A 22,793-nucleotide genomic window follows, 5' to 3' on the forward strand; every position below is an offset into this window, starting at 1 on the left:
TGAAATTCAAGGATGATATTGATGTACATTTGCGTAAGTGAATAGTTTTCTGTTGAGTTTATAGTAGGTGAAAAAAACGATTAATAGTTGGGTTACGGAAAGGATTCGAATTTGTATTCTTTCTCAATACATATTATGGATAAATAAAGTAAAATATGGGTTGGGGTTATGTCTCATGTTGTGTTAATTCTAACAATAACTAAGGGTACATAATATGCTTTCATACCTTTGAATAATTTTGTTATAGAAGGGATGGAGATTTAAATGGCTCAAATTGTTGGTATTAATAGATACCTTTGTACTGGGGCTTTAATCTATATGCGTGAGGGCCTTTCCCTAAGTCTTGTCAGGAAGTAAGGAACAGTAAGCAAACACTTATACAATATGAATAGAGGAGAGGAATGCCTTATGAAAATACGTAGTCAAATTACATGTGCAAGTCTGGCCCTTTTAATAGCTGGAAGTTCCCTGTTATATACAACACCAACCTCAATTGTAAAAGCAGAGCCCACTCAAAATGTATCTAGTTCGTTACAAACAAATACTCAACGAGATCGTACTTCCGTCAAGCAAGCAATGCGGGATACATTGCAACTTGGATACCCGGGGATACTTGCTAAAACTTCTGAGGGTGGAAAAACGTGGGGGTATGCCGCTGGGATAGCGGATCTGAGAACCAAGAAACCAATGAAAACAGATTTTCGCTTTCGCATTGGGAGTGTGACGAAGACGTTCACCGCAACGGTTATACTTCAATTAGCTGGAGAGAATCGCCTGAATCTAGACGACTACATCGAAAAATGGTTGCCTGGTGCCATTCAAGGAAATGGATATGATGGTAACAAGATTACTATTCGGCACATATTGAACCATACAAGTGGTATCGCTGAATACTCAAGGTCAAAAGACGCTGATTTTACGGATACAAAAAAATCGTATACGGCTGAAGAGTTAGTGAAGATGGGGATTTCTTTGCCCCCAGACTTTGACCCAGGAAAGGGCTGGTCTTATTCAAACACAGGATACGTATTACTGGGTATTCTTATTGAAAAAGTAACCAGAAACAGCTATGCGGAAGAGATTGAAAATCGGATTATTGAACCGCTTGAATTGTCGAATACATTCCTACCTGGCAATTCAAGCGTTATTCCAGGCACCAACCATGCCCGTGGATATGTCCAACCAGACGGAGCAAGTGAGCTAAAAGACGTTACTTATTATAACCCAAGTGCAGGTAGCTCTGCTGGAGATATGATTTCTACTGCTGACGACTTAAACAAATTCTTCTCTTACTTGCTCGGTGGTAAATTACTGAAAGAACAGCAACTAAAACAAATGCTTACTACAGTTCCTACAGGAAAAGAAGGAATCGATGGATATGGTCTTGGAATCTATGAAACTAAGCTTCCAAGCGGTGTCTCGATATGGGGACACTCAGGTGGCATTCTAGGGTTTACAACTCTAGTTGGAGGTAAACTTGGAGGCAAGCATACGTTGGTCGTCAATTGGAATAGTTTGGGTAGAACTGGCAGTCCTAATCCTTTTAAAAATATTTTACTTGCTGAATTTAGCAAATAGGAAAAAGTGAAAATTTACCATAGTTTTCATAGTTGAAAATATACTTTTCTGGTTCAAAAGCCCCAACTTATTTTCAAGAAAAATTTGGGGCTTTTTTTGTTTTGGTGGCGTTTATTTTTCTTAAGCTGATGGATATGGAATATCCGCCCTAAGTTAAATAAATTTTGACTTAAAAACAAGTGATTTTAACAACGTTAGGAGTGTTCCATGCAGAACAATGTCATTTGTGTTGTATTGCAAGAAGAAAAATTACATTAGAAAAGAGCCAGAATTCATCCTGTTATGGGTAAATCGACTCTTAATATTTAAAAGGGATGGAAAAAAGAAACACAGAAATAAAAAACCTCTGTGTTTCTTTTTGATTAATATATTTACTGAACTTTCCGGCACAGATGCTTCTTCTATCCTATTATAAAAGCGATTTTGAAATTAAGTAATTTGTAAGAAATGGGTAAGAAAAAAGAAATTTTCATTGTGTATGATAAAAATATAAAGAGGCGTGAAAGGCGGAACAGATATGACTTATATATGAAAAACAGACCAGTAACAAGACTGTTTCAAGGAAAAGAAGTAATTTATGTGGTTAACATATATGTGGAAAAAGAGGGATTTATCCAGGACAGAATGGCGTTTGTAAAAATAATAATTATGAAGATGATTACGAATTCAATGTTGACTTTTTTCTTTGGTGGAGATGATAGCTGTGTGGTTAATACGAAATAGCAAGAAACCACCTATACAATATGAATAGAGGAGAGGAATGCCCTATGAAAACACGTAGTCAAATTACATTTGCAAGTCTTGCCCTTTTAGTAGCTGGAAGTTCCCTGTTATATACAACACCAACCTTAATTGTAAAAGCAGAACCTACTCAAAGTGTATCTAGTTCGGTACAAACAAGTACTCAGCGAGATCGTAATTCTGTCAAGCAAGCAGTGCGGGATACATTGCAACTTGGATACCCGGGGATACTTGCTAAAATTTCTGAGGGTGGAAAGACATGGAGTTATGCCACTGGAGTAGCGAATCAGAGCAGCAAGAAACCCATGAAAACAGATTTTCGCTTTCGCATTGGTAGCGTGACGAAGACGTTCACGGCAACAGTTGTACTTCAATTAGCCGAAGAGAACCGCTTGAATCTAGACGACTCTATTGAAAAATGGTTGCCTGGTGTCATTCAAGGGAACGGGTATGATGATAAACAGATTACTATCCGGCAATTATTGAACCACACAAGTGGTATCGCTGAATACACAAGGTCAAAAAGTTTTGATCTGATGGATACTAAAAAATCGTATAGGGCTGAAGAATTAGTAAAGATGGGGATTTCGATGCCCCCAGATTTTGCTCCAGGAAAGAACTGGTCGTATTCAAATACAGGATATGTATTACTAGGAATTCTTATTGAAAAAGTAACTGGGAACAGCTATGCGGAAGAGATTGAAAATCGAATTATTGAACCACTTGAATTATCGAATACATTCTTACCCGGAAATTCAAGTGTTATTCCAGGAAACAAGCATGCCCGTGGATATATCCAATTAGACAGAGCAAGTGAGCCAAAAGATGTTACTGATTATAACCCAAGTATGGGGAGCTCGGCCGGAGATATGATTTCTACAGCTGATGATTTAAACAAATTCTTCTCTTATTTACTTGGGGGTAAATTACTGAAAGAACAGGAACTAAAGCAAATGCTTACAACAGCCCCTACAGGAATAGATCAACTTGGCGATTCCGGGCTTGGAATTTTCAAAATGAAGCTTTCAAACGGTGTATCGATATGGGGGCATGGAGGAACCATTCCTGGATTTTTAACTTTTGCTGGGGGCACACTTGGAGGCAAGCATACATTGGCCGTCAATTTGAACAGCCTTAAAGCTGCTGATAGTCCTGATCCTTTTAAAAATATTTTACTTGCTGAATTTAGTAAGTAGGCCAAAAGGAAGAACGGATAATTTTTATCATATTTTCATAGTTAAACAAATAAATGATGAAATTGATTACTTATCTAAGGAGGCAATTCCCTCATGAAAAATAAACTAACTGGTGTATTAGCCGCTACATTAGCGCTAACTATGATTCTACCAACAGGGGCGAAAGCATTTTCTGACAGTAAGACTACAGTTGTATCTAACGCAGAAGTAGCTAGCCAAGAGCTGAAGAAGATTGCAACAGAGAAGGCTGCGCTACTCACGAAGTCCCATGGGACGACTAGCGTGCAGTATGCGCTAATTGATAATGGCAAGCTTACTTTGTCGGGGCAGGCTGGAAAGAACGATATGGAAGGGGAACAGCCACTAACCAAAGATACTCTATACGGGATTGGTTCAGTCAGTAAAATGTATGCAACAGCGGCTGTAATGAAATTGGTCGACGAAGGAAAAGTCGATTTGGATGCTCCTGTGGTCAACTATGTTCCTGATTTTAAGATGAAAGATGGGCGGTACAAACGCATTACCCCGCGTATGTTGTTGAATCACTCCTCCGGCTTGCAAGGTTCCACGTTAAGTAATGCATTTTTATTTAACGATAATGATACCTATTCCCATGATTTCTTGTTGCAGCAATTGTCCAACCAGAGCCTGAAAGCAGACCCTGGCGCGTTCTCGGTATACTGCAACGATGGCTTTACGCTGGCCGAAATTTTGGTGGAAAGAGTCAGCGGTATGAGCTTTACCGAATTTCTACATCAACGGTTTACAGAACCCTTAAAGATGAATCATACAAAAACGCCACAGGACAAATGGAGAGACGAAAAGCGGGCTGGACTTTATTTTCCGGCGTACCAAGGGCAGCTTCCAATTGAATCGGTGAATGTGATTGGTACGGGAGGGGTCTCTTCCACAGCGGAAGATATGGTACGATTCTCACAATTATTTATGGGACAGGGAAAAGGGATCCTCTCTGATAAGGTAGTCAAGGCGATGGAGCAAGAGGAATATAAAAAAGGAATGTGGCCGGGGGATGGAGATAATATTTTTAACTATGGTCTTGGCTGGGATAGCGTGAAACTATACCCATTCAGTGAATATGGGATAAAAGGCTTGGCTAAGGGCGGCGACACGGCACTGCAACATGCTATACTGGTCGTGCTTCCAGAACAGAAAATGGCAGCGGCTGTGTTGTCATCCGGTGGACGAAGCTCTACAAATCAACTGCTGGCAACAGAATTGCTGCTCGCCGTGCTTAAAGAGAAGGGTACAATTAAGAACATCAAGCCGAACAAATCTTTTGGCAAGCCGGTCAAGGTCAATATGCCTCAAGACGTGGCAAAGAAAGCGGGCTTTTATGGCAATAGCGAAACGCATTTCAAAATTGAAATTACGAAGAATGGAGAACTGTTCTTACCATCTAATCGAGAAGAAAAATATGTATATACTGCGGATGGAAGCTTTATTAATGAGAAGGGTACTTCTAAGCTCAACTTTGTCACCGAGAAGAATGGAAGAACTTATTTGAGGGAGAGCACATATAAATCGACACCAGAATTAGGGCAAAGTGCGATGACTCACTATTTAGCCGAGAAACTAGAAGACAATGTGCTATCAAAGAAAACCGCTGCCGCATGGGCGAAGCGGGAAGGTGTCAAGTTCTATCTCGTGAATGAGAAATTTAGTTCTATTGAATATCTCGTACAACCGAAACTTATTACCACACAAATTACTCGTAAGGAAGGCCTGGCGGGCTATTGGGAGGGCAGAAAAATTACAGGTCCGAACACCGCGACGCATCAGCTCCAGATCCCCGTGATGAATGGCCGTGATACTACGGAAACGCATTTCTATACAGAAGGCGGCAATGAATATATGGAAATGGCCGGGTTGTTATACGTAAGTGGAACCAACGTAAAACCACTTGATGCTAGCCAATCAACCAAAGTTACGCTGCAAGCAAATGGGCATGCGAAATGGTTTACGATCCCGCAAGCGGCAGCAGGAAAAATGATGACCGTGACATTGCCATCGAAGGGTGCGTTCGCGGTGTATGATGAGAATGGAGTATGTGTCAACTTTACCATCGTGAGCGGCAATAACAAAGTAAAACTGCCGAAGAATGGAACGGTTGTAATTGCTGGGGCACCGAACTCAGAATTTGCAATTACGTTGCACTAGCTACAATTCTAGATGGGCTTCAATAAAACCAGTACGACATAGGAACGGTGTTTTGCTGGTTTTGTTTGTATTTACGTATTATCTTTAAGAAGAGAATTTCAACGAATAATATCACGCTCAAACTCTGCAAAAACAGCTACCATACTAATTCAGGGCAATCATCATTTGCTCCATTAATCTTCTTGATGTAAATACGTTCGCAGCCGGTATTATGATGTACAAGCCCTATACGATACAGGAATTATCCGAGGTGTTTCAGCTACTAAGTTTACGCCATATGACACAATCACAAGTCAACAGGCTGCACTTATGTTAGAACGAACTCTAGAATATCTAGGTGTAGAAAAAGAGTCAAATATAGGGCCCTACCACATCGCTATCAAGCTAAAATTTTATAGTACCCCTAGAACGAAATTTTGTACTAAATTTCGTTCTAGGGGTATTTGCATTTCTTAGCTTGATGGAGATATGACGCTACCCTTATAAAGGTATAGTTTTCGTACTTTCATATACAATCATGTCACTTAAGTAATGTGAGCGTCGTTGCTATTACATTGTCGACAAATGTACGTTGGGGGCGAGATTTCATCATAACCGTTAGACCGATTAACGCTACAATCAGTGCCTGTGCCAAAGACTTTGCATCTGTGTTGACTTCAAGCTCACCTGATTGGATTCCTCGTTCAATCGTCTCCTGAAAAATGACGGCGAGGTACATTTGATGTTCTCTGGTCAAAATTTCAAATCTCTCATCATGAGGTGCTAATTCAACCATTGTATTGATACAAAAACAACCTTTACTAAGATCCCCTGCGTATTCTTCATTGACGACATCGGCAAAGAAAATAGAAAATGACTCTTTTACAGAGGAGTGACTTTGAAGCTTATTTCGTATATCAGAGGCCCGAGACATTGTATATCTACGAAGTGCGGCTTCAAACAATTCTTTCTTATCTCCAAAGGTCGAATAAATACTAGGGCGTTGAATGCCCATTCTAGAAGTAAGATCACTTAATGAGGTAGCCTCATATCCCTTCTCCCAAAATAACTGCATTGCTGCATCTAAAACTTGATCCTCATCAAATTCACGGGTTCTTGCCATTAAGAATTCTCCTTCTCAAACTTTGATTTTATTAATTGTTTTAGGATAGGCGTGTAGGTAAATACAATTGGTTTTTTTATTACCAAACAGTATGTAATTATTATATAATTAGCCATTCTTTATGTCAAATCAAGCTGCATTCATTTAATGAAACATAAATTTTAGTTCAAAAATCGTTGACATCATGAATAAGACTAAGTTATATTTACCAGTAATCATATTGTACTGAACGGTATGTTATGGTTAAAAATCTAATGTGATTGGAGGGTAAGGTATGTTCAAAACAGAGACAAATATAGATGATGATCCACTCTACACTAAGATAAGTCATAAATCTTCCATAACAAAACCTAATTTGAATCAACAGCCATCCATGTCTCACGCTTTGGCATTATTGTTTGCGGCTGCCTGTGGAATGTCTGTTGCCAATATTTACTTTGCACAGCCGTTGCTTGATCAACTATCTAATGAGTTTGGTATTAACCATTCCATTATTGGTGTTGTTATTACCGTTACACAAATTTTTTATGGAGTGGGCTTACTGCTACTCGTACCGCTTGGAGATTTGCTAAACCAGCGACGTCTAATTGTCGGTCAAATGCTATTATCTACAACAGCTCTGGTTATAGTTGGTACTGCTTCCTCCAGCATGGTACTTTTCGCAGGTATGGCTTTGGTGGGGCTGCTTGCAGTTGTGACACAGACTCTCGTGGCGTTTGCAGCGACCATCGCTTCCCCAACAGAAAGGGGACGTGTCGTTGGCATTGTAACAAGTGGGATAGTTATTGGCATACTTCTCGCACGTACTTTTGCTGGTATATTAACAGATGTTGCGGGATGGCGTTCTGTATATCTATTTTCTGCTGCGCTCATGCTTTTGATGGTTTTTATGTTTATAAAGATGTTGCCCAATGTTGAGCGCGAGGTAAAATCGCTATCCTACCCTCAGTTGATTAGATCGGTGCTTACTTTATTTATTCAAGAACGAACGTTACGCGTTCGCTCCGTTCTAGCCATGCTGATTTTTGCTGATTTCAGCATTTTGTGGACTTCACTAGTACTGCCACTTAGTACACCGCCAATTGCTCTATCTCATAGTGCAATTGGCGCATTCGGTCTTGTAGGTGTGGCTGGAGCCTTAGCTGCGGCACGGGCAGGGAAATTAGCCGATCAAGGTTACGGACAACGAACGACAGGCATTGCTTTAGCTCTATTATTGAGTTCATGGTTGTTCATCAGCTATATGGAGCAGTCATTAATTGCATTAGTGATAGGGATAGTTCTACTTGATTTGGCCGTACAAGCAATACATGTCACGAATCAAACCATGATTCTTCCATTGCATACAGAAGCACGGAGTCGACTTACTGCTGGATATATGGTGTTTTATTCTATCGGCAGTGCTGGTGGTTCAATTGCTTCGACTCAAATATACGCACACTTTGGCTGGGGAGGGGTTTCCTTACTCGGAGCCTCTGTCAGTGCTTTCGCTCTTCTTTTTTGGGCTATGACCAGACGAGTTAAGATTTTATGAAATAAACGTGTGTTAGCCAATATGAGAAACACGTTACTACCATAAAGAAAATAATTAATTTTTTGACTTAAAATCTAATTGGACTAGGAGAGATAACAAATGGAAATAGGTATTACGTCTTTTGTAGAAACAAAACCAGATGTTCATAGTGGTGAAGTGATAAGTCACGCACAGCGATTACGTGAAGTTGTTGAAGAAATCGTTCTTGCTGATCAAGTAGGACTTGATGTGTTTGGTGTTGGTGAGCACCATAGGAAGGATTATGCAGCATCCTCTCCAGCGATGGTTCTATCAGCGGCGGCACCGCAAACGAAAAAGATACGGCTTGCGAGTGCAGTAACGGTGCTTTCTTCAGCTGATCCTGTGCGTGTTTTTCAGGATTTCTCTACACTGGATGGCATTTCAAATGGACGTGCAGAGATTATGGCGGGTCGTGGTTCCTTTATCGAATCTTTTCCACTGTTTGGCTATGACTTGAAGGACTATGATGAACTGTTTGAAGAACATTTGGACCTACTGCTCAAAATACGTCAGTCCGAAAAAGTGACTTGGGAAGGCGGACATCGACCAGCAATCAATAATTTAGGTGTGTATCCAAGACCTGTTCAAAATCCTTTACCGATATGGGTTGGTAGCGGTGGGAATCAGGAATCTGCTATCCGTGCCGGTTTTCTGGGATTACCACTTATGCTGGCGATTATTGGTGGTAGCCCAATGCACTTTGCACGAATTGTACAGCTATATAAGAAAGCGGCGGCTCACGCTGGTCATGATGTTTCAAAACTTCAGGTGGGATCTCATTCGATTGGATTTGTTGGAGAGAATACGGAATTGGCAGCAGATACATTTTTCCCTTCCACTCAGGCAGGCATGAATAAACTTGGTAAAGAGCGGGGGTGGCCTTATTATGATCGTTCCAGCTTTGATGCTGCACGAAGTTTTGAAGGGGCGTTGTATGTTGGTGATCCAGATACAGTCGCCGAAAAAATCATCCATCTTCGTAAGCATGTAGGGATTACACGCTTTATGATGTATGTACCATTAAGTACCATGCCACATGATCAAGTCATGCGTGCCATAGAATTGCTAGGAACAGAAGTTGCCCCTCGTGTAAGAGAGGAAATTGCCAAATGGGAAGCTGAAGGAGAACAGGAGACACATCTATTTCGTTAATTAATCCATAAAGATTGCATCAAGTTTCATTATTTAATTGGAGGAATTGATATGAAAATTGACAGTCGAGTATTACCAGAATTAAAACAGGCTTTCTCACAATTTCCAGGCTTTCAATTAGAGGGGGATTTGGAGGCGAGTCGAAGTCTCTTGTCGAATCCACATTTGGAAAAATCAGAACTAGTACACATGACCAAGCGAATGATTCCTGGCGCAGCCGGCGAGATGTTAGTTAAAATTTACGAACCCATTGAGAAAAATCTTGATAAACTTCCAGCTATGCTGTGGATTCACGGTGGTGGATATGTAATGGGCCACCCTGATATGGACGATGTTTTGTGTGAACGCTTTGTTCAGACTGCTGAATGCGTTGTTGTGTCTGTCGATTATCGACTTGCGCCCGAAAATCCTTATCCAGCGGCTATTGAAGATTGCTATGCGGGCTTGGTTTGGATGACAAATGAGGCAGAATCGCTTGGCATTGATGTGAATCGTGTTGCAATCGCCGGTGCAAGTGGAGGCGGTGGACTAACCGCAGCGCTTGCGTTAATGGTTCGTGATAAAGGAGGTCCATCTATTATTTTTCAGATGCCGCTGTATCCAATGCTTGATAGCCGCAACATAACACCATCAAGCTATGAGATTATAGAAGACAATGCAACATGGAATAGAGCGAATAATTTGACGGCTTGGGGTATGTACTTGGGCAAGGAGAACGATTCTAACGAGCTAGCTCCGTATGCCGTACCTTCGAGAGCAGACAACTTAGCAGGACTACCGCCAACTTATACATGTGTAGGTCAACTCGATTTATTCCGAGATGAAATCATTGAATATGTAACAAGACTTGCACAAGCAGGAGTAGATGTTGAATTTCATCTCTATCCCGGCTGCTTCCATTGCTTTGAAGTACTTGTGCCTGAAGCCGAAGTGAGTCAGCGTGCCAGTCAGAATTATTTTGATGCGATGGCACGAGCGCTTCATCCATAATTTATTTATCACCAATGATTATCAATAATTGAAATGCTAATGATTATAATAAAAAAGAACCTTCAATAGGTTCTTTTTTATAGTTGGTAAATATGTAATCAACAATAGATGGTAATAAAGATAAAAATTCAGACACTTTTTATTAATGGGCTAAGTTTTCTTAGGAAGAAATCTATTTCTCATGACTAATCGCTAGATATAATAGGACATATCATTTATTAATTTGGGTGGGTGATTTAGCTTTTTGAGTTTACCACACTTAAATTTAAATTTTGTTTAGGGACAAAATGTTAAAGTTATACATTCTGAATTAACAGAAAATTAAGGTGGTAAAAATCCTATTAAATCTTTTATTAGGTAAACTCATATTTCTCTGGCCTTATTTTCATGGTATTACCGAACGTTTATATGTCTCTAAGGGAAAGAAATACTTTAAGTTTTATTACCATCTAATGTTTGATTAAGATAGTAACATGAAAATAACACGTTTACAACCAGAAAATAAAGAAAAAATATAAAAATTCGACTTTTTTCGACATTGTTACTATGAGAGAAAGAATCTAAATTAAGTAAATCTTATATTTAGAGGGGGGATTTATCTTATAAATAACGGTTAAAACGTTTGCAAATGTTTCACGAGTAATTAAAAACGTCGAATATAAAATTATATTGTGACAATTTTCAACGAACATACTTTATAATTCATACTTAGACTATTGAACTATCCCCACTTTCACTTCATTTAGAAGAGGGGGATTCCTAAGTAAAGAGTTCTATCGAACTCTAATTTATTAGGCTATCTCCGCAGTCCTTGCGGTTAGAAGCCTTATCGCTTTATTCTTTAGATTAATACTTGCGTTAATATCCCTATCATGGTGAGTACGACAAGAAGGGCAGTCCCATTTACGCAGGTTTAGATTTTTAACGTCTTTGTTTTGATATCCACAATTTTAATGGGCTTATAAAGGGAATATACAAGGAAAAGGAAGGTGTAATCCTTCCTTTTCTTATCCAGTATGTCCATGTGAATATTTGATAATATTTACCGTACTTTGAGTACCTGTTGAAGAACTCGATCCAAAAGTTACTGTGACAACAATTAAGATACCAAGTAAGCTAACCGCTAATTTTCTCATTTTAATGCTCCTTTTTTAAACTTTTTTTCACTGGCTTTGCTAGCTTCATAAAAGTAATAGCTTGCTTTTACATGATTATTTTCTTTATAAAATTGGGTTGCTAATTTTTCAGTATATTCATTTATATACTCATATAGTTCTTCGCGTTCAAAATAAGAAATTCCTTCTAAAATGGCTTTTTCTACATCACTTGCACAACTATTAAGGTTCATTTTTTCTAAAATATTAAAGTGATGTATATAACCTTCAATACATAACTGAGTGGAAAGTCGTAGTCCCTTTTCAATTAGCTCTTGAGCTAATTGGTTTTCTCCTAATTTATAATGTTCTCTTGCCTCAATAAATAAAGCTTTATAATCACTTGGTAGTTTTTGATTAACTTCAGATAAATATCGTAATGCTAACTCAGAAAGGTTTTGTGTAGCATACATAAATCCTAGATTGTGACGGACAATTAAAATATTGTATTCTAAATTTTCTTTTTGGAATGCATCCATCGCTGAAATATAATGTTCTTCGGCTAATTCCCACTCTCTTAAATGAGTACATGCCAGCCCGTATAAGTTATTGCAAAAAGCAACTTTTAATTCATATCCCATGTGTTTTGAAAAGATATCTTTAGCTTTCATAACATGATTAATACATAAGATCGATTTATGTGTATGACAGTAGAAAACAGCCAATTCATAATGGAATTCAGCGTATTCAATTTCGTCAGGTATTGTTGATAATAAACTTTCAGCTTTATCAAAATGTATTCTTGCAAGACTATGATTACCCGTAACATTCGAATGTATTGCTTTAAAGAAGTGATAATAGTATGAAAGGAAGTCATCTGTAGGAGTCTCGTAAGCATCACATTGTTTAAAACTATCTTTAGAAATACTTAAACTATCAATTAGATATTGGTGTCTAAAATCAAGAAGTGAGTAGTATAATAGTATGGTTTGATTTTCTTCTATATCTTGGATTTTATTTTCAATTTCTTGTTTCAATAATTGAGCGGCATCTACATGTCTGGCTCTAATTTCCTGATACCATTCATTTAATAAATGATTTATTTGTTCGTGTCCCTTTAATTGAACATTCATTGTTCAGTCTCATCCTCTCCATAGATACTATATAGCAATTAGTATCATAGCAGAGTTTTCCTCTATTAAAATCTATCAAACAGCATTTTTCAATATAAGACAGAATATTCTATTAATTAAATTCGGTTTAATTTTGGTTTAAATAGTATTTATTATTGTTATTTTTGTAAAAATAATCTCTTATTTAGTCTACAAAGCAGATAAGAAATATTTTCTCAACAGGATAAAAGGTATTCATCTATAAGTACTATGTATAAGGATAATAGGAAAATAGAAATAAATAATAAAGGGGAATGTGAAATGATAGCATTAAAAAATGATTGGGATATAAAAGAAATTTCGGAAGAGAATGTAGATTTGTTAAAGGTTATGGCTCATCCAGTAAGATTACAAATTGTAAATGAATTAATGCATCATAAAAAATACAATGTTACACAGTTAACGGAAATAATAAGGCTCTCTCAATCTACTGTTTCACAGCATTTATCAAAATTGAGAAGAACTGTACTCCATACAGAAAGAAAAGGATTAGAAGTATATTATTATATTGGAAATGCTAAAGCTCGTCGGATTGTAGAAATTTTAGGTTTGTAGGTTAATAATATGCAAAAAAAGTTCCTTATATAAAGTAAGGAACTTTTTTATTTATATATAATAATTTCATTTTGTAAGAATTACTGTGTAGATAAGAAAATATTGCTCATATAATTTCTGTACATTTCAAAGAAGTGTAATTAAATAAGGTCTACGTATTTATTTTCAATAGAACTTATCAAAAGCCCCTGAAAAGTAGGGGCTGGTTGTATCGATAAAGGTACATTTATTATAGGAATATATGTAAAATTAATTAATCATTAGTTTATTATTTCTGAATTAGTTGTAAAGCTTTCATCTGTTCTAAAAGAATTAAATTGTTTTGTTCAATCATCTTTGCCACTGCTTCAAAGTATGCTTGATTCTCAAGAACCTCAATCCGTTTCTCTTTAGGAAGTGATTGAAGTATTTCTTTCATTTCTTTACACTCGTATATGCTATTCTCTGAGTCGTCTATTAATTTATTGCGACGATTTGTGTATTCAAGTGCACCTAACGTCGCTAATGCGCGGGTATCTAGTCCTAGGATTTCCATGCATACATCTCCTTTCCTCTATAATAATTCGATAGGGAAAAGGAGACTCCTTTAGTAATTTGGTAGAGTTTTTATATTGCAATGCTTATAGGTGATTTTCCAACTGTTATTACTGTATTTACGGTATAGTCAACGGAGTTAAGAATTGTAACTGTATATTGTTCCGGCTGAGCAATATAGATGAATTGCCCATCAGGTGTAAATGTAGCGTCTGCTGGATTGTTGATGGAAATCGTTCCTGTGGATAGTTGTTGTGCTGTATCAATAATATTAATTTCATTGGTTGTTTTGTTTCCTAGCAATGCTACGGGTTGATTAGGTGAAAGAGAAAGGGTTCCATTTAAGATAAATGTATTTTCATCTTGTGGCGTGACTGTTAAACTCTTAAGTTTAAACCCACTAAAATTAAAGCAGCAATTAGAATCAGTTGTGTAAAAAACAATCTCATTAATGGAGAATTTGTGCCATTTAGAAAAAGCTGCTGGTCCTTGTCCATATTGATTTTGAACAGGAGAAATAGTACGCCATATATACGAACACTGTGTACTGGATAGGAAGCATCTGGTGAATTGGTTTGTAGTAGGCAAGGGTTCGGTGTTTGCAGTGTACATGGTTCAAATGTACATTTGAATCGCTCTGTATTCCATGTAACGGCAACGGTGTAATTCGTATCATTAATTATATATTCTTCAGGAGCTGTAATTAAAACCTCAAAATCTACATGTTGATTGCACGTACCTTGGCAAGGTAACATGGGCTTTACTTCCTTTATCAAAAATTATGTGTTTTTTCATGGGGTCTATAAAGTTGATTACATACTGTATTAAAAAAATATTTTTAGAACCTATGCCTTTTAAAGAGATAATCATGTTTGAAAGGCCTGTCTTCTTTGATACAACATACAATTAGGTGGCAATGCTCTATATTATGATTCTTATTTCCTAATGCGTGTACATATTGTGGTTATCTTAATCGTTAGAAGGTATAATCCAATAATGGTAAAACATATTGAAGTAAGTAGAAGGTTAATCTCGATACGTTAAGTTTAATGATAGGGCACGCGATAAAGTGTTATTAAATTCGAGGAAGCCAAAGTATAAAAGGGGCATTTATTGCAGCTCGAATATCTATTACTGATTTATTGCATATAAAAAGTAGCTGCACAAAAGTACAGCTACTTTTTTCTCAAAAACATTATTATGCAAATAGCATACTTAACGTAAACTTGCGCTTAATGGTACTTGTGAATAAACTGTGAAATTGCTACCATAAGTACCGTGTCTAGAGAATGAAGAAGAAATTGAACTGTTCCAACTTTTGTAGGTAGATCCAGACATATCTGCTCTTAGTAGCACGTTTGAAAAGCTAGATTGGCTAAAAGAATTACGTCCAGTATCCTCCACACCCTGAACCATTTTTACTGGTTCATATTGAGAAAATGTACCATATACAGGCTGATTTGCGTATCTAGGGCTTCCATTTACATACATAGTAACCGTACCATTTCCGTTATTAACTAATTTAAGATTTACTCGATCACCATCTTTAATTGATGTATCATACTGTGTATTCCAATACTTACTGTTATGACCGGATTCATTATATCCTGAATTAAGAAATACTTTATATCCACTTGGTGTTTTTGAAATACCACCTTCAACTTTAGATGCTCCAATACCTAAATACCAATTTACATATCCATCCTTAACAACAACTGACTTTGGTAGATTTATATCAGCTGTAATCCCGGTATAGTTACTATTTGTAACACTTTTTACAGCACCTTCTGTAGCTGCAAAGCTTGTAGTTGAAAACATTGATAGAGAAATTAGAAGTGAACCAACTAGATACATCATTTTTTTCTTACTTTTCTTTAATACTTGATTCATTTTAGGTCCCCCTTACTTTTTATTGTTAAATTGCATTGAAAGTTGGCCAACTAACTATGACTTACAAAGCAAAGATACATCAGGATTCATTGGATGTATATATTTTCCTGTTATAAGTCATTGAAATGTCAAATATATTAGGTGTTTCATATTTATCAATATAGATGGAGTTGACAGATTAAAGTGGTATGTCTATTTAAATTCAAGAAGCTTTTGTTAAAAATACCATTAAGACCTATAAATGTGTTGGATATAAGATGTACTACGATTTATTTGCGAGAGATAAATATGGAATGAATACAAAGAGGACTTTCCAAAGGATGTATCTGAAATTTTTAGAAATAGAATGACGATAAATGAAATAAATAAACAGTTTTTGTTAAGGAGTTTATTGGTTCGTAGGTGGAAGGAAATATTTGATTTAAAAGGCGTGGATTTCCTATATGAAAAGAAGAAAGGGGGTCCAGCTATGGAAAATACAAGATCTAAGTTAAGTAATGCAACTATTGAAGGGGATATAGAAGCATTAGAAGAAGAAAATGAACGTTTACGTATGGAAATTAATTATTTAAAAAAGTTAAAGGCCTTAGTTCAAAAAGAGAAGAAATTACAGAACACATCTGAGAGAAAGTAATTTTGCTTAAAGAATTCGAAGTATATAACATTATATAATGGAGTTATATAAATATATAGATTTTTATAATCACAAAAGAATTAAGGCGAGGTTAAAAGGAATGAGTCCAGTACAATACCGGACTCACATTCAAATGGCACTTAAGTTTGTGTTTAACTTTTTGGTTCCAGTTCATAATAGTCGGTTGGTTGTTTGCTACGCTTAGCAACTTTTATCCTTTAACTCATCTCATATTGCGTTTAGTTTAAGTATTGGGAATAAAAGAATAGGAATAGAAAAATTAATGTTTTGCTAAATAATCTGTTAAAGAAACTTAAAGGAATAACAAGTTCTCCTATTGTAAGGTTTTTGAGTTTATCCTTATTCGGTCTTTTTATTAATTCTTTAAATGTTTGGAAGTTTATTCTATTAACGAAAGACCAACTTGGCACAGCTTTTGTATCTGAACCTATTTTGAAAATGATATGAATACTATGTGCATGAAAACCGCTTATACTTAAAATAAGCAAAAATCCTAAGATAATAAACCAAGTCATTTTCAATACCTCCTTGCAGTATTTAATATTAAGATATTAAAACTGTTGAGAAAGTGTGCTATTGTCCATAAAAAATATTGAAAAATTGTTGAGGAAACGTTGAGAATGTTGCAATGCTATTGACCGTTGAGGAGATATTTATGCTTTTTCATTTGATATTTATTGAAAAAGAAAATAAAAAAGAGAACAGTTGCGTGGACTGTTCTCTTAAGGAGCGGAAGTGCTGAACATTTTCAATGACAATGATTCAAGCATTCCGTTAATAGTATGTGCATATGTTTGAAGTTCATACAAGAAGGTAGCTAAAAAATAGCTACCTTGCCTCAGGGAAAATTCAAGAAAATCAGAGATTCATTATGGATACAGATTGGCTGTTACCAATCTATTCGTATTATTGGAAAGGATTCCGTAAGTTATTCATAAGTTAAAATCTCACTTTATTATAGGTTCAGTGGCTGGCAAAGTAAAAAGAGCACTTTTGTAAAGTGCTCTTTTTAACATGTGTATTAGGACTTGAAAGAGGCATCAATGACAATTTAAAAGAAGATATCTCTATACAACATATGGATGTGCAATGGAAAGGTGACGATAAAAAGAAAAAGAGTAGTTAGATTGAACTAACTGCTCAGCTCCAGGGGAATTGGAGACTTGGTTATTTACAGTTTTGACGGAACTACGGGGTATTATTCAATAGTAGATGTAAATGATACATTATTAGAAAAAATCAAAAGGTATACGTAACTTTTGAAGTGTATCAAAAATATTTTTTATACCTTTTGAAACGGGAAAGGGGTTACCACATACTATTATTACTAATGCGCAGAACTTGAGACGTGATGAACGTGTAGCTTTAGGAAATGGAAAACGGGGCTCTTCTTTACAAGAGGAATTAAAGAATATAGTTTCTGATTTTGAAAAAGCGGGATTTTCTAAAGAAACTATTAGAGGAACTTTAGAACAACAATATAGAATGCTTGATAAGTTAAAAGTAAAATATGAAAGGATTGAATATTAATGAGTATACTTGAGAAATTAAATGCAGTTTTCACTTTAGAAACACAAGAACCTCCAGCAACTAATGAAACGATTCGAGAATTACAAGGTTTTTCATCAATAGATGTTCCTTCAGATTATCTAGAGATAATTCAACATTGTACAGAGGCAGAGATTAATGTAAATAATGAAATATATATCCGTATTTGGAGTCCAGCGGGTTGTATAGAGATGAATGAAGCTCATAATATCCAAAAATATATACCTAACTCACTTGCAATTGGTGATGATGAAGGTGGGAAAGTGTTATTATATGCAAATGGAAAAGAAGGATTCGGATTATATATGGTGGATTTTGGAGATTTAGATATCGAAGAAGCAATTAAAATATCACCTTCTTTGAAACTGTTATTAATGGATGGCGTAGGTGTAGAAAAGTTATTGTTACAATTTTAAGGACATATGAAAACCACTGTATTCTGAAAAGGTAATGTTAAAACATGTCTTATAAAACTTTATACAGCAAATGAAAAGAACCTACATTAGGTTCTTTTCATTTTGTTAATAATTATTTGTGTTATGCATTGAAACGGGGTAATGACATAACTTTTTAGTATTTCATTGTGTTAAATAGTTTCACCATGTGCATATTGAACAAAATCTACTTTTTCTTTTGATACAGGTTGTAAGTTTGTAGTGTTACTGAAGCTGAAAGATAAAAAACCTGTGACAATAGCAAAAATTAATAGAGATTTTTTCATTACTTTAAAGCTCCTTTCTCTGAAGCCTTTTTATCCGCTTCATTTGTCATGTGTAGATACTTGCTCGCTTTTTCATACGATTTTGACCCGTAAAACTTATTGCCTAAAATAGCTGAATAATCTTTTACGTATTTCCATAACTCTTCTTTCTTAAAATAACAAATTCCTGCCAAAATGATTTCTTCCAATTCATCTGTACTTATATTGTCATTTAATCCTTTTAGAATATTGAAATGATGATTATACTCTTCGTTTGAAATTTTTAATCCATTTTCAATATGCAACGTGACAGCATTTTTATCATTTAATTTGAAATACTCCTGCGCTAATAAGAACAATGTTTTTTGGTTATTTACAAGTGATCCATTTAGGTATTTTATTGCTAGTTCGGAAAGGTTTTGATCTGCGTACAATAACCCTAAATTATGTTTCACTTTTGCTGATAGTTTACCCTCGTTGTGTTTGTTGAAAGTATTTAAAGCCGCAAGGAAGTGTTCTTCCGCACTTTCATACTGACCGAGGGAAGTACAAGCAAGACCTAGTGTGTTATTACAAGCAGCAACTTTGATTTCATACCCTGCATGCTTTGAAAATAATTCCTTTGCCTTTGTAGTATATTTGATTGCTGGTAGTGGCTGATAAATATGATAGTGGAAAGAACCAAACATATAATTAAATTCAGCTATTTCAAGTTCATCTGGAATGTCTTTTAATAATGTTTCAGCTTCTTCGTATTGTTCTTTAGCAGAAGTGTAATCTCCCATATTAATTGAATAAATTGCTTTAAAAAAAGAATGATAGTATCTTAGGAAGGTATCTGCTTGATCAGGTAAACGATCTATCTTTTCTAAACTATCTTTATAGTTTTTAACGTCATGGGTAAGTAACTTATATCTGAAGTCTAGTAATGAATAGTAGATAAGGATATTTTGATCTTCTTCAATTTGATGAATCTTACTATCAATTTCTTTCTTGTAATTCGTGGATTTTAGTACATGTTGTGAAATGATGGATTGATACCAATTGTTCAGTAAGTTTGTTATTTCCCCTTTGGAGACAGTTTGCACATTCATAATTAATCCCCTCATTCTATTAGTATATATTTCCATAATGTTACCATGTTAGCGGAATTTCAAGGTGTTATTGTTGTTGAAAAATAATAAACTGAATATTCTGTTTTTAAATGGGTTCTGTGTATTTTATTTACTTGATTTTTATATGTGTACCTTTTGAAACGTAAAATAAGACCGACGAAATTAAAAGTTAATCGGTTCATTACTGTTTTTTTTTGAATATTCAGCAAAAGTGACTAATATGTTGTAAAATTTAGGTATACAATAAATTTATTTAGGAAAGAAGGAATATTCATGTTCAATAATTATATAATCGCAAAAGACGAACTTTTTTATAAAAAACGTTTTTACAATGTATTAGCTTCAACTCCTCTTGTATTCATTTCACTAATAGCTATTTATATATTAGATTTTGGATTAATTAATTTTGTAATCGTAACTGGCATTGCAATAATGACTTTAATAATTCAGTTCATTTATTATTATTCAAACTGGAAAAAACTTCTCAAGTGACTTTGGTAGGTTTCAAGATATATTGACTATTAATAAGTGGTATTATGTCAATTAAAGGTATATTAGGATGTAATTTTTTTGAAAACTATACACGGCTATTCTGTAATATTAAAGATAAGTAATAGCATAATAGGGGTAGCGGTATGGGTGAAAAGAAATTTATAAACTATGAGAAAGACCCAGAGTATTTAAACGACTATGTAGCATTTACAAGTAAAAAGTTTGGAAAAACCTATTATTTGACTACAGACGTTAAGGGGTACACAGAGTATGAATTGGAAGCGTATATTGTAGAACTGGAAGCATATAAGAAAAAGAAAAGAAAGAAAAATTGGATATACTTTGGTTGTTTTGTATAGTCTTGTCAGTAATAGAGGGGTATCAAAACGATGAACTAGTTGCGAAAGGTAAGCCAATAGAAGCACCTGTTCTTGGGAGACATGTTGAGACCGAGTATCTTATCCTTGAACACCCTACTTTAGAATTGATTGTTGATGATAAAGTCAAAAAGTTATGGGTAAAGCAAGAGTTGTATGACAGTATAACTGTCATGGATAAGGTGAAGGTAATTGAATATAAAGGTGAGATTAAGTTAGACCCTAGATACAAAGGTGAAGACTTAATTATAAGGTTTATTAAAAAAGAAAAAGAAGTAGGAGAGTAAAATAAAAAAGGTGTGGCATTAGTATGGAGATGAAAGATAAGGGGGAAGAAATTAAATCAAAAGAATAAAACGATAAGCCTTTAGCTTTTTGTTTTATTCTTTTCATTGTACTCGGGTGTTTTTGCCCAAATCTCCGTGATGGGGGAATTAGCTATAAATATAGAATTTTTCATTTCAAAAATACAACTTATAATTATTTGAAATATTTTAATTGAAATGTATATGTTTTGACATAATCATTTTTAAAAAACGTTAAAATCCTTTGTTTATAAGGACTTGTAGGAATACTACAGATTCTTGTTTATATAAAGGACAGAAACATCTATTCCCTTTCCAGCCAAGCAACAGGAATCTCTTTTTCACCAGTTACTTCAAATTGAATTTCTCCATTTACTTCAAAGACCCGTTCAATAATTGGTATTGTAATCATTTTATTTTCCTTTATTTTTCGCTTTCGTACTAGTTCCAAGTCGATAATGTTCATGATGAAATCCCCTTTTGTATATGTAAAACAGAGAAAAAAGCACTCAAATGAGTACTTTTTCAACTTGAATCACCATTTTATTTTTTGAGTTGTTGCTCTTTGTGTATTTTACCATATTTATCTATAATATTTGTTGATAAAGTTATTTTATTCCAATTTACTATGATTCATAAATGTACGTACCAGGGACATAGTTTTTGAGATGAATTTTGGGGAAACATTCCAACAAAAAACTGGAGGAAATCGCCTGATATTCAATTGTCCCAAAAACAATCGTTTTTGGGTTTCAATGCAAAAGAAAAAACATGTTTTAAAAAACATGCTATGGTCATAAAGTATTTTATATTTTTAATCGTGTACTTGCATAGAAAGATAATAAATTCCCTTATTGGTTACGAAGACATATTCTTCATAACTACAAGCATAATAGGCTCCTATATCTAATTTTACCCAATAAACTGCTCCAATCCCTTGTTCAAATGTATTCAATAACTGTTCTATTATAAATTCCTTCGGTGTTAATCCTTTCAAATCATATCCACTGGGTATTGTTCCGAACCAATACTCTTCACCTTCAGGGAATTCACAAGAAAGGAAATCCTGCTGCCATTCATTCAACTGTATAAGTTCTATTGTGTCGTCACTAGTAGCTTTTATATCCTTTTTTATAAGCTCACATATATCTTCTTTCGTATTTTTTGATAAAAGATATAGTCTATAATCATTACCTACACCATCATATTCATTAACCTTAGCAAAATCACTTAATATTCTATTAATCTTTTCCATGTCTAAGCTCCTTCATCAATAATTAGGAAATAGTTCCAACATTATTATAGCAAGGTGCTACACGCTTCTCTATGGATATGTTTTATATTTGGCGGTGCGCCTTATTTACAATGTTTTGAATGTATACTTTTCTTGTTGATTTAGAGGGTATTAGGTGGATTGGGATAAAGTCAATGGTTTCAGTTATTTGAAAGTAAACTAATATTTAAAAGTTTATATTGGAACAAATGATTGAAATCCAACATACAATGCCATGAGCATTTACAACATAGTTTGGGTCAGAGCAATAAGAAAAGCCACAGCAACTGTTGTGGCTTTTCTTATTGCTGAAACTGAAAGTAAACTTCTATTCAAAAGTTTATTTAGGAACCTTTTATAAAAATTTGTATAGAATAGAGTGAAATTAAAAATGTATTAAGATGAAAATGGTATTTTTTCAAACAAAAAGCCTAGTAAAAATGGTCTTATCCCTGTCAAGTAGACAGTATTAAAAAGACTAAGCAGCCATCGAGATTCGATATTCTATCGGAGTTCGATGGTTGAGTCGTTTTTGGAAACGTTTATAGTTATAAAAGTAAATATATTCTTCAATTGCTTGTATTAAATCCG

General features: G+C 35.2%; 24 protein-coding genes and 2 pseudogenes. 14 read left to right on the forward strand and 12 right to left on the reverse strand.

The genetic code is table 11. From position 1 onward, the window contains the following. Positions 1-408: 408 nt before the first annotated feature. The 3 genes from JDS92_RS17800 (at position 409) to JDS92_RS17810 (ending at position 5,693) form a co-directional block, all read left to right on the forward strand. Positions 409-1,578, forward strand: a complete 1,170-nt coding sequence (locus tag JDS92_RS17800; RefSeq protein WP_098161862.1) for a serine hydrolase domain-containing protein — start codon at positions 409-411, stop codon at positions 1,576-1,578. A 767-nt stretch (positions 1,579-2,345) separates the two neighbouring features. Next, positions 2,346-3,515, forward strand: coding sequence for a serine hydrolase domain-containing protein (locus JDS92_RS17805; protein WP_199632227.1), 1,170 nt, complete (start codon positions 2,346-2,348; stop codon positions 3,513-3,515). Between the two features lie 93 nt (positions 3,516-3,608). Beyond that, positions 3,609-5,693 (forward strand): serine hydrolase domain-containing protein, encoded by a 2,085-nt coding sequence (locus tag JDS92_RS17810; protein ID WP_199632228.1) that lies wholly within the window; start codon positions 3,609-3,611, stop codon positions 5,691-5,693. Between the two features lie 520 nt (positions 5,694-6,213). On the opposite strand, the gene JDS92_RS17820 is transcribed toward JDS92_RS17810, so the two are convergent. Beyond that, a complete protein-coding gene (locus JDS92_RS17820; protein WP_000124673.1) occupies positions 6,214-6,795 on the reverse strand; it encodes a TetR/AcrR family transcriptional regulator in 582 nt (193 codons plus the stop codon). 274 nt (positions 6,796-7,069) lie between these two features. Between JDS92_RS17820 and JDS92_RS17825 the strand changes: the two genes are divergently transcribed. From JDS92_RS17825 to JDS92_RS17835, 3 genes are all read left to right on the forward strand, one after another. Beyond that, positions 7,070-8,329: an MFS transporter gene (locus JDS92_RS17825; RefSeq protein WP_199632229.1), complete on the forward strand. Its 1,260-nt coding sequence runs from the start codon at positions 7,070-7,072 to the stop codon at positions 8,327-8,329. 99 nt (positions 8,330-8,428) lie between these two features. Further along, complete coding sequence (locus JDS92_RS17830; protein WP_106081082.1) at positions 8,429-9,502, forward strand: LLM class flavin-dependent oxidoreductase; 1,074 nt, start codon at positions 8,429-8,431, stop codon at positions 9,500-9,502. A gap of 51 nt (positions 9,503-9,553) precedes the next feature. Beyond that, on the forward strand, positions 9,554-10,492 hold the full coding sequence (locus JDS92_RS17835) for an alpha/beta hydrolase (protein WP_199632230.1): 939 nt from the start codon (positions 9,554-9,556) through the stop codon (positions 10,490-10,492). Between the two features lie 791 nt (positions 10,493-11,283). On the opposite strand, the pseudogene JDS92_RS17840 reads toward JDS92_RS17835, so the two are convergent. Beyond that, positions 11,284-11,439, reverse strand: a pseudogene (locus JDS92_RS17840) (zinc ribbon domain-containing protein); the annotation flags it as partial. A gap of 185 nt (positions 11,440-11,624) precedes the next feature. Next, entirely contained in the window at positions 11,625-12,719 is a 1,095-nt protein-coding gene (locus JDS92_RS17845) for a Rap family tetratricopeptide repeat protein (protein WP_199632231.1), read from the reverse strand. Between the two features lie 300 nt (positions 12,720-13,019). Here JDS92_RS17845 and JDS92_RS17850 point away from each other — a divergent pair, with 300 nt between their 5' ends. Beyond that, positions 13,020-13,313, forward strand: coding sequence for an ArsR/SmtB family transcription factor (locus tag JDS92_RS17850; protein WP_098718732.1), 294 nt, complete (start codon positions 13,020-13,022; stop codon positions 13,311-13,313). 268 nt (positions 13,314-13,581) lie between these two features. Here the strand turns inward: JDS92_RS17850 and JDS92_RS17855 are convergent, their stop codons facing one another. The 3 genes from JDS92_RS17855 to JDS92_RS17865 form a co-directional block, all read right to left on the reverse strand. After that, positions 13,582-13,848, reverse strand: a complete 267-nt coding sequence (locus JDS92_RS17855) for a hypothetical protein (protein ID WP_000404246.1) — start codon at positions 13,846-13,848, stop codon at positions 13,582-13,584. Between the two features lie 376 nt (positions 13,849-14,224). Further along, a complete protein-coding gene (locus JDS92_RS30920; protein ID WP_223268716.1) occupies positions 14,225-14,602 on the reverse strand; it encodes a hypothetical protein in 378 nt (125 codons plus the stop codon). Between the two features lie 460 nt (positions 14,603-15,062). Further along, a complete protein-coding gene (locus JDS92_RS17865) occupies positions 15,063-15,737 on the reverse strand; it encodes a hypothetical protein (protein WP_199632232.1) in 675 nt (224 codons plus the stop codon). Between the two features lie 469 nt (positions 15,738-16,206). Between JDS92_RS17865 and JDS92_RS31545 the strand changes: the two genes are divergently transcribed. Both JDS92_RS31545 and JDS92_RS30930 read left to right on the forward strand, forming a co-directional pair. After that, positions 16,207-16,371: a hypothetical protein gene (locus JDS92_RS31545; protein WP_180228582.1), complete on the forward strand. Its 165-nt coding sequence runs from the start codon at positions 16,207-16,209 to the stop codon at positions 16,369-16,371. A 28-nt stretch (positions 16,372-16,399) separates the two neighbouring features. After that, a pseudogene (locus JDS92_RS30930) lies at positions 16,400-16,498 on the forward strand (IS3 family transposase); the annotation flags it as partial. Between the two features lie 112 nt (positions 16,499-16,610). On the opposite strand, the gene JDS92_RS17880 reads toward JDS92_RS30930, so the two are convergent. Beyond that, positions 16,611-16,907: a hypothetical protein gene (locus JDS92_RS17880; protein ID WP_098657268.1), complete on the reverse strand. Its 297-nt coding sequence runs from the start codon at positions 16,905-16,907 to the stop codon at positions 16,611-16,613. 826 nt (positions 16,908-17,733) lie between these two features. On the opposite strand from JDS92_RS17880, the gene JDS92_RS17885 reads away from it, so the two are divergent. Together JDS92_RS17885 and JDS92_RS17890 are read left to right on the forward strand one after the other, a co-directional pair. Then, positions 17,734-17,922, forward strand: a complete 189-nt coding sequence (locus JDS92_RS17885) for a hypothetical protein (protein WP_098179939.1) — start codon at positions 17,734-17,736, stop codon at positions 17,920-17,922. Continuing rightward, on the forward strand, positions 17,922-18,356 hold the full coding sequence (locus JDS92_RS17890; protein ID WP_199632234.1) for an SMI1/KNR4 family protein: 435 nt from the start codon (positions 17,922-17,924) through the stop codon (positions 18,354-18,356). Before JDS92_RS17885 ends, JDS92_RS17890 begins: the two co-directional genes overlap by 1 nt. A gap of 170 nt (positions 18,357-18,526) precedes the next feature. On the opposite strand, the gene JDS92_RS31255 is transcribed toward JDS92_RS17890, so the two are convergent. Both JDS92_RS31255 and JDS92_RS17895 read right to left on the reverse strand, forming a co-directional pair. Further along, complete coding sequence (locus JDS92_RS31255) at positions 18,527-18,661, reverse strand: hypothetical protein (protein ID WP_254903127.1); 135 nt, start codon at positions 18,659-18,661, stop codon at positions 18,527-18,529. Next, complete coding sequence (locus tag JDS92_RS17895; RefSeq protein ID WP_199632235.1) at positions 18,661-19,734, reverse strand: Rap family tetratricopeptide repeat protein; 1,074 nt, start codon at positions 19,732-19,734, stop codon at positions 18,661-18,663. Before JDS92_RS17895 ends, JDS92_RS31255 begins: the two co-directional genes overlap by 1 nt. Positions 19,735-20,028: 294 nt before the next feature. Between JDS92_RS17895 and JDS92_RS30935 the strand changes: the two genes are divergently transcribed. From JDS92_RS30935 to JDS92_RS30945, 3 genes are all read left to right on the forward strand, one after another. Next, entirely contained in the window at positions 20,029-20,247 is a 219-nt protein-coding gene (locus tag JDS92_RS30935) for a hypothetical protein (protein ID WP_085450950.1), read from the forward strand. Between the two features lie 143 nt (positions 20,248-20,390). Continuing rightward, positions 20,391-20,606 carry a hypothetical protein gene (locus JDS92_RS30940; RefSeq protein ID WP_242476008.1) on the forward strand — a complete coding sequence of 72 codons (216 nt, stop codon included), beginning with the start codon at positions 20,391-20,393 and terminating at the stop codon, positions 20,604-20,606. 2 nt (positions 20,607-20,608) lie between these two features. Then, entirely contained in the window at positions 20,609-20,911 is a 303-nt protein-coding gene (locus JDS92_RS30945; RefSeq protein ID WP_240516956.1) for a hypothetical protein, read from the forward strand. A 322-nt stretch (positions 20,912-21,233) separates the two neighbouring features. Here JDS92_RS30945 and JDS92_RS17905 read toward each other — a convergent pair whose 3' ends face one another. From JDS92_RS17905 to JDS92_RS17915, 3 genes are all read right to left on the reverse strand, one after another. Then, complete coding sequence (locus JDS92_RS17905) at positions 21,234-21,395, reverse strand: hypothetical protein (protein WP_061531657.1); 162 nt, start codon at positions 21,393-21,395, stop codon at positions 21,234-21,236. A gap of 348 nt (positions 21,396-21,743) precedes the next feature. Beyond that, a complete protein-coding gene (locus tag JDS92_RS17910) occupies positions 21,744-22,184 on the reverse strand; it encodes a hypothetical protein (RefSeq protein ID WP_085450952.1) in 441 nt (146 codons plus the stop codon). Between the two features lie 496 nt (positions 22,185-22,680). Beyond that, entirely contained in the window at positions 22,681-22,785 is a 105-nt protein-coding gene (locus tag JDS92_RS17915; protein ID WP_374191316.1) for an IS3 family transposase, read from the reverse strand. Positions 22,786-22,793 lie beyond the last annotated feature (8 nt).

This window comes from Bacillus cereus group sp. N12 (genome assembly GCF_016483575.1).
Lineage (GTDB): Bacteria > Bacillota > Bacilli > Bacillales > Bacillaceae_G > Bacillus_A > Bacillus_A toyonensis.

What these genes read in the sequence shown, in the direction of transcription:
- JDS92_RS30935 (WP_085450950.1), top strand. Translation starts at nt 20,029, where the DNA reads ATGTTCAATAATTATATAATCGCAAAAGACGAACTTTTTTATAAAAAA.
- JDS92_RS30940 (WP_242476008.1), top strand. Translation starts at nt 20,391, where the DNA reads ATGGGTGAAAAGAAATTTATAAACTATGAGAAAGACCCAGAGTATTTA.
- JDS92_RS17830 (WP_106081082.1), top strand. Translation starts at nt 8,429, where the DNA reads ATGGAAATAGGTATTACGTCTTTTGTAGAAACAAAACCAGATGTTCAT.
- JDS92_RS17865 (WP_199632232.1), bottom strand. Translation starts at nt 15,737, where the DNA reads ATGAATCAAGTATTAAAGAAAAGTAAGAAAAAAATGATGTATCTAGTT.
- JDS92_RS17825 (WP_199632229.1), top strand. Translation starts at nt 7,070, where the DNA reads ATGTTCAAAACAGAGACAAATATAGATGATGATCCACTCTACACTAAG.
- JDS92_RS17895 (WP_199632235.1), bottom strand. Translation starts at nt 19,734, where the DNA reads ATGAATGTGCAAACTGTCTCCAAAGGGGAAATAACAAACTTACTGAAC.
- JDS92_RS17810 (WP_199632228.1), top strand. Translation starts at nt 3,609, where the DNA reads ATGAAAAATAAACTAACTGGTGTATTAGCCGCTACATTAGCGCTAACT.
- JDS92_RS17855 (WP_000404246.1), bottom strand. Translation starts at nt 13,848, where the DNA reads ATGGAAATCCTAGGACTAGATACCCGCGCATTAGCGACGTTAGGTGCA.
- JDS92_RS17890 (WP_199632234.1), top strand. Translation starts at nt 17,922, where the DNA reads ATGAGTATACTTGAGAAATTAAATGCAGTTTTCACTTTAGAAACACAA.
- JDS92_RS17880 (WP_098657268.1), bottom strand. Translation starts at nt 16,907, where the DNA reads ATGACTTGGTTTATTATCTTAGGATTTTTGCTTATTTTAAGTATAAGC.
- JDS92_RS30920 (WP_223268716.1), bottom strand. Translation starts at nt 14,602, where the DNA reads ATGTTACCTTGCCAAGGTACGTGCAATCAACATGTAGATTTTGAGGTT.
- JDS92_RS17845 (WP_199632231.1), bottom strand. Translation starts at nt 12,719, where the DNA reads ATGAATGTTCAATTAAAGGGACACGAACAAATAAATCATTTATTAAAT.
- JDS92_RS17910 (WP_085450952.1), bottom strand. Translation starts at nt 22,184, where the DNA reads ATGGAAAAGATTAATAGAATATTAAGTGATTTTGCTAAGGTTAATGAA.
- JDS92_RS17905 (WP_061531657.1), bottom strand. Translation starts at nt 21,395, where the DNA reads ATGAACATTATCGACTTGGAACTAGTACGAAAGCGAAAAATAAAGGAA.
- JDS92_RS17835 (WP_199632230.1), top strand. Translation starts at nt 9,554, where the DNA reads ATGAAAATTGACAGTCGAGTATTACCAGAATTAAAACAGGCTTTCTCA.
- JDS92_RS31255 (WP_254903127.1), bottom strand. Translation starts at nt 18,661, where the DNA reads ATGAAAAAATCTCTATTAATTTTTGCTATTGTCACAGGTTTTTTATCT.
- JDS92_RS31545 (WP_180228582.1), top strand. Translation starts at nt 16,207, where the DNA reads ATGGAAAATACAAGATCTAAGTTAAGTAATGCAACTATTGAAGGGGAT.
- JDS92_RS17800 (WP_098161862.1), top strand. Translation starts at nt 409, where the DNA reads ATGAAAATACGTAGTCAAATTACATGTGCAAGTCTGGCCCTTTTAATA.
- JDS92_RS17820 (WP_000124673.1), bottom strand. Translation starts at nt 6,795, where the DNA reads ATGGCAAGAACCCGTGAATTTGATGAGGATCAAGTTTTAGATGCAGCA.
- JDS92_RS17805 (WP_199632227.1), top strand. Translation starts at nt 2,346, where the DNA reads ATGAAAACACGTAGTCAAATTACATTTGCAAGTCTTGCCCTTTTAGTA.
- JDS92_RS17850 (WP_098718732.1), top strand. Translation starts at nt 13,020, where the DNA reads ATGATAGCATTAAAAAATGATTGGGATATAAAAGAAATTTCGGAAGAG.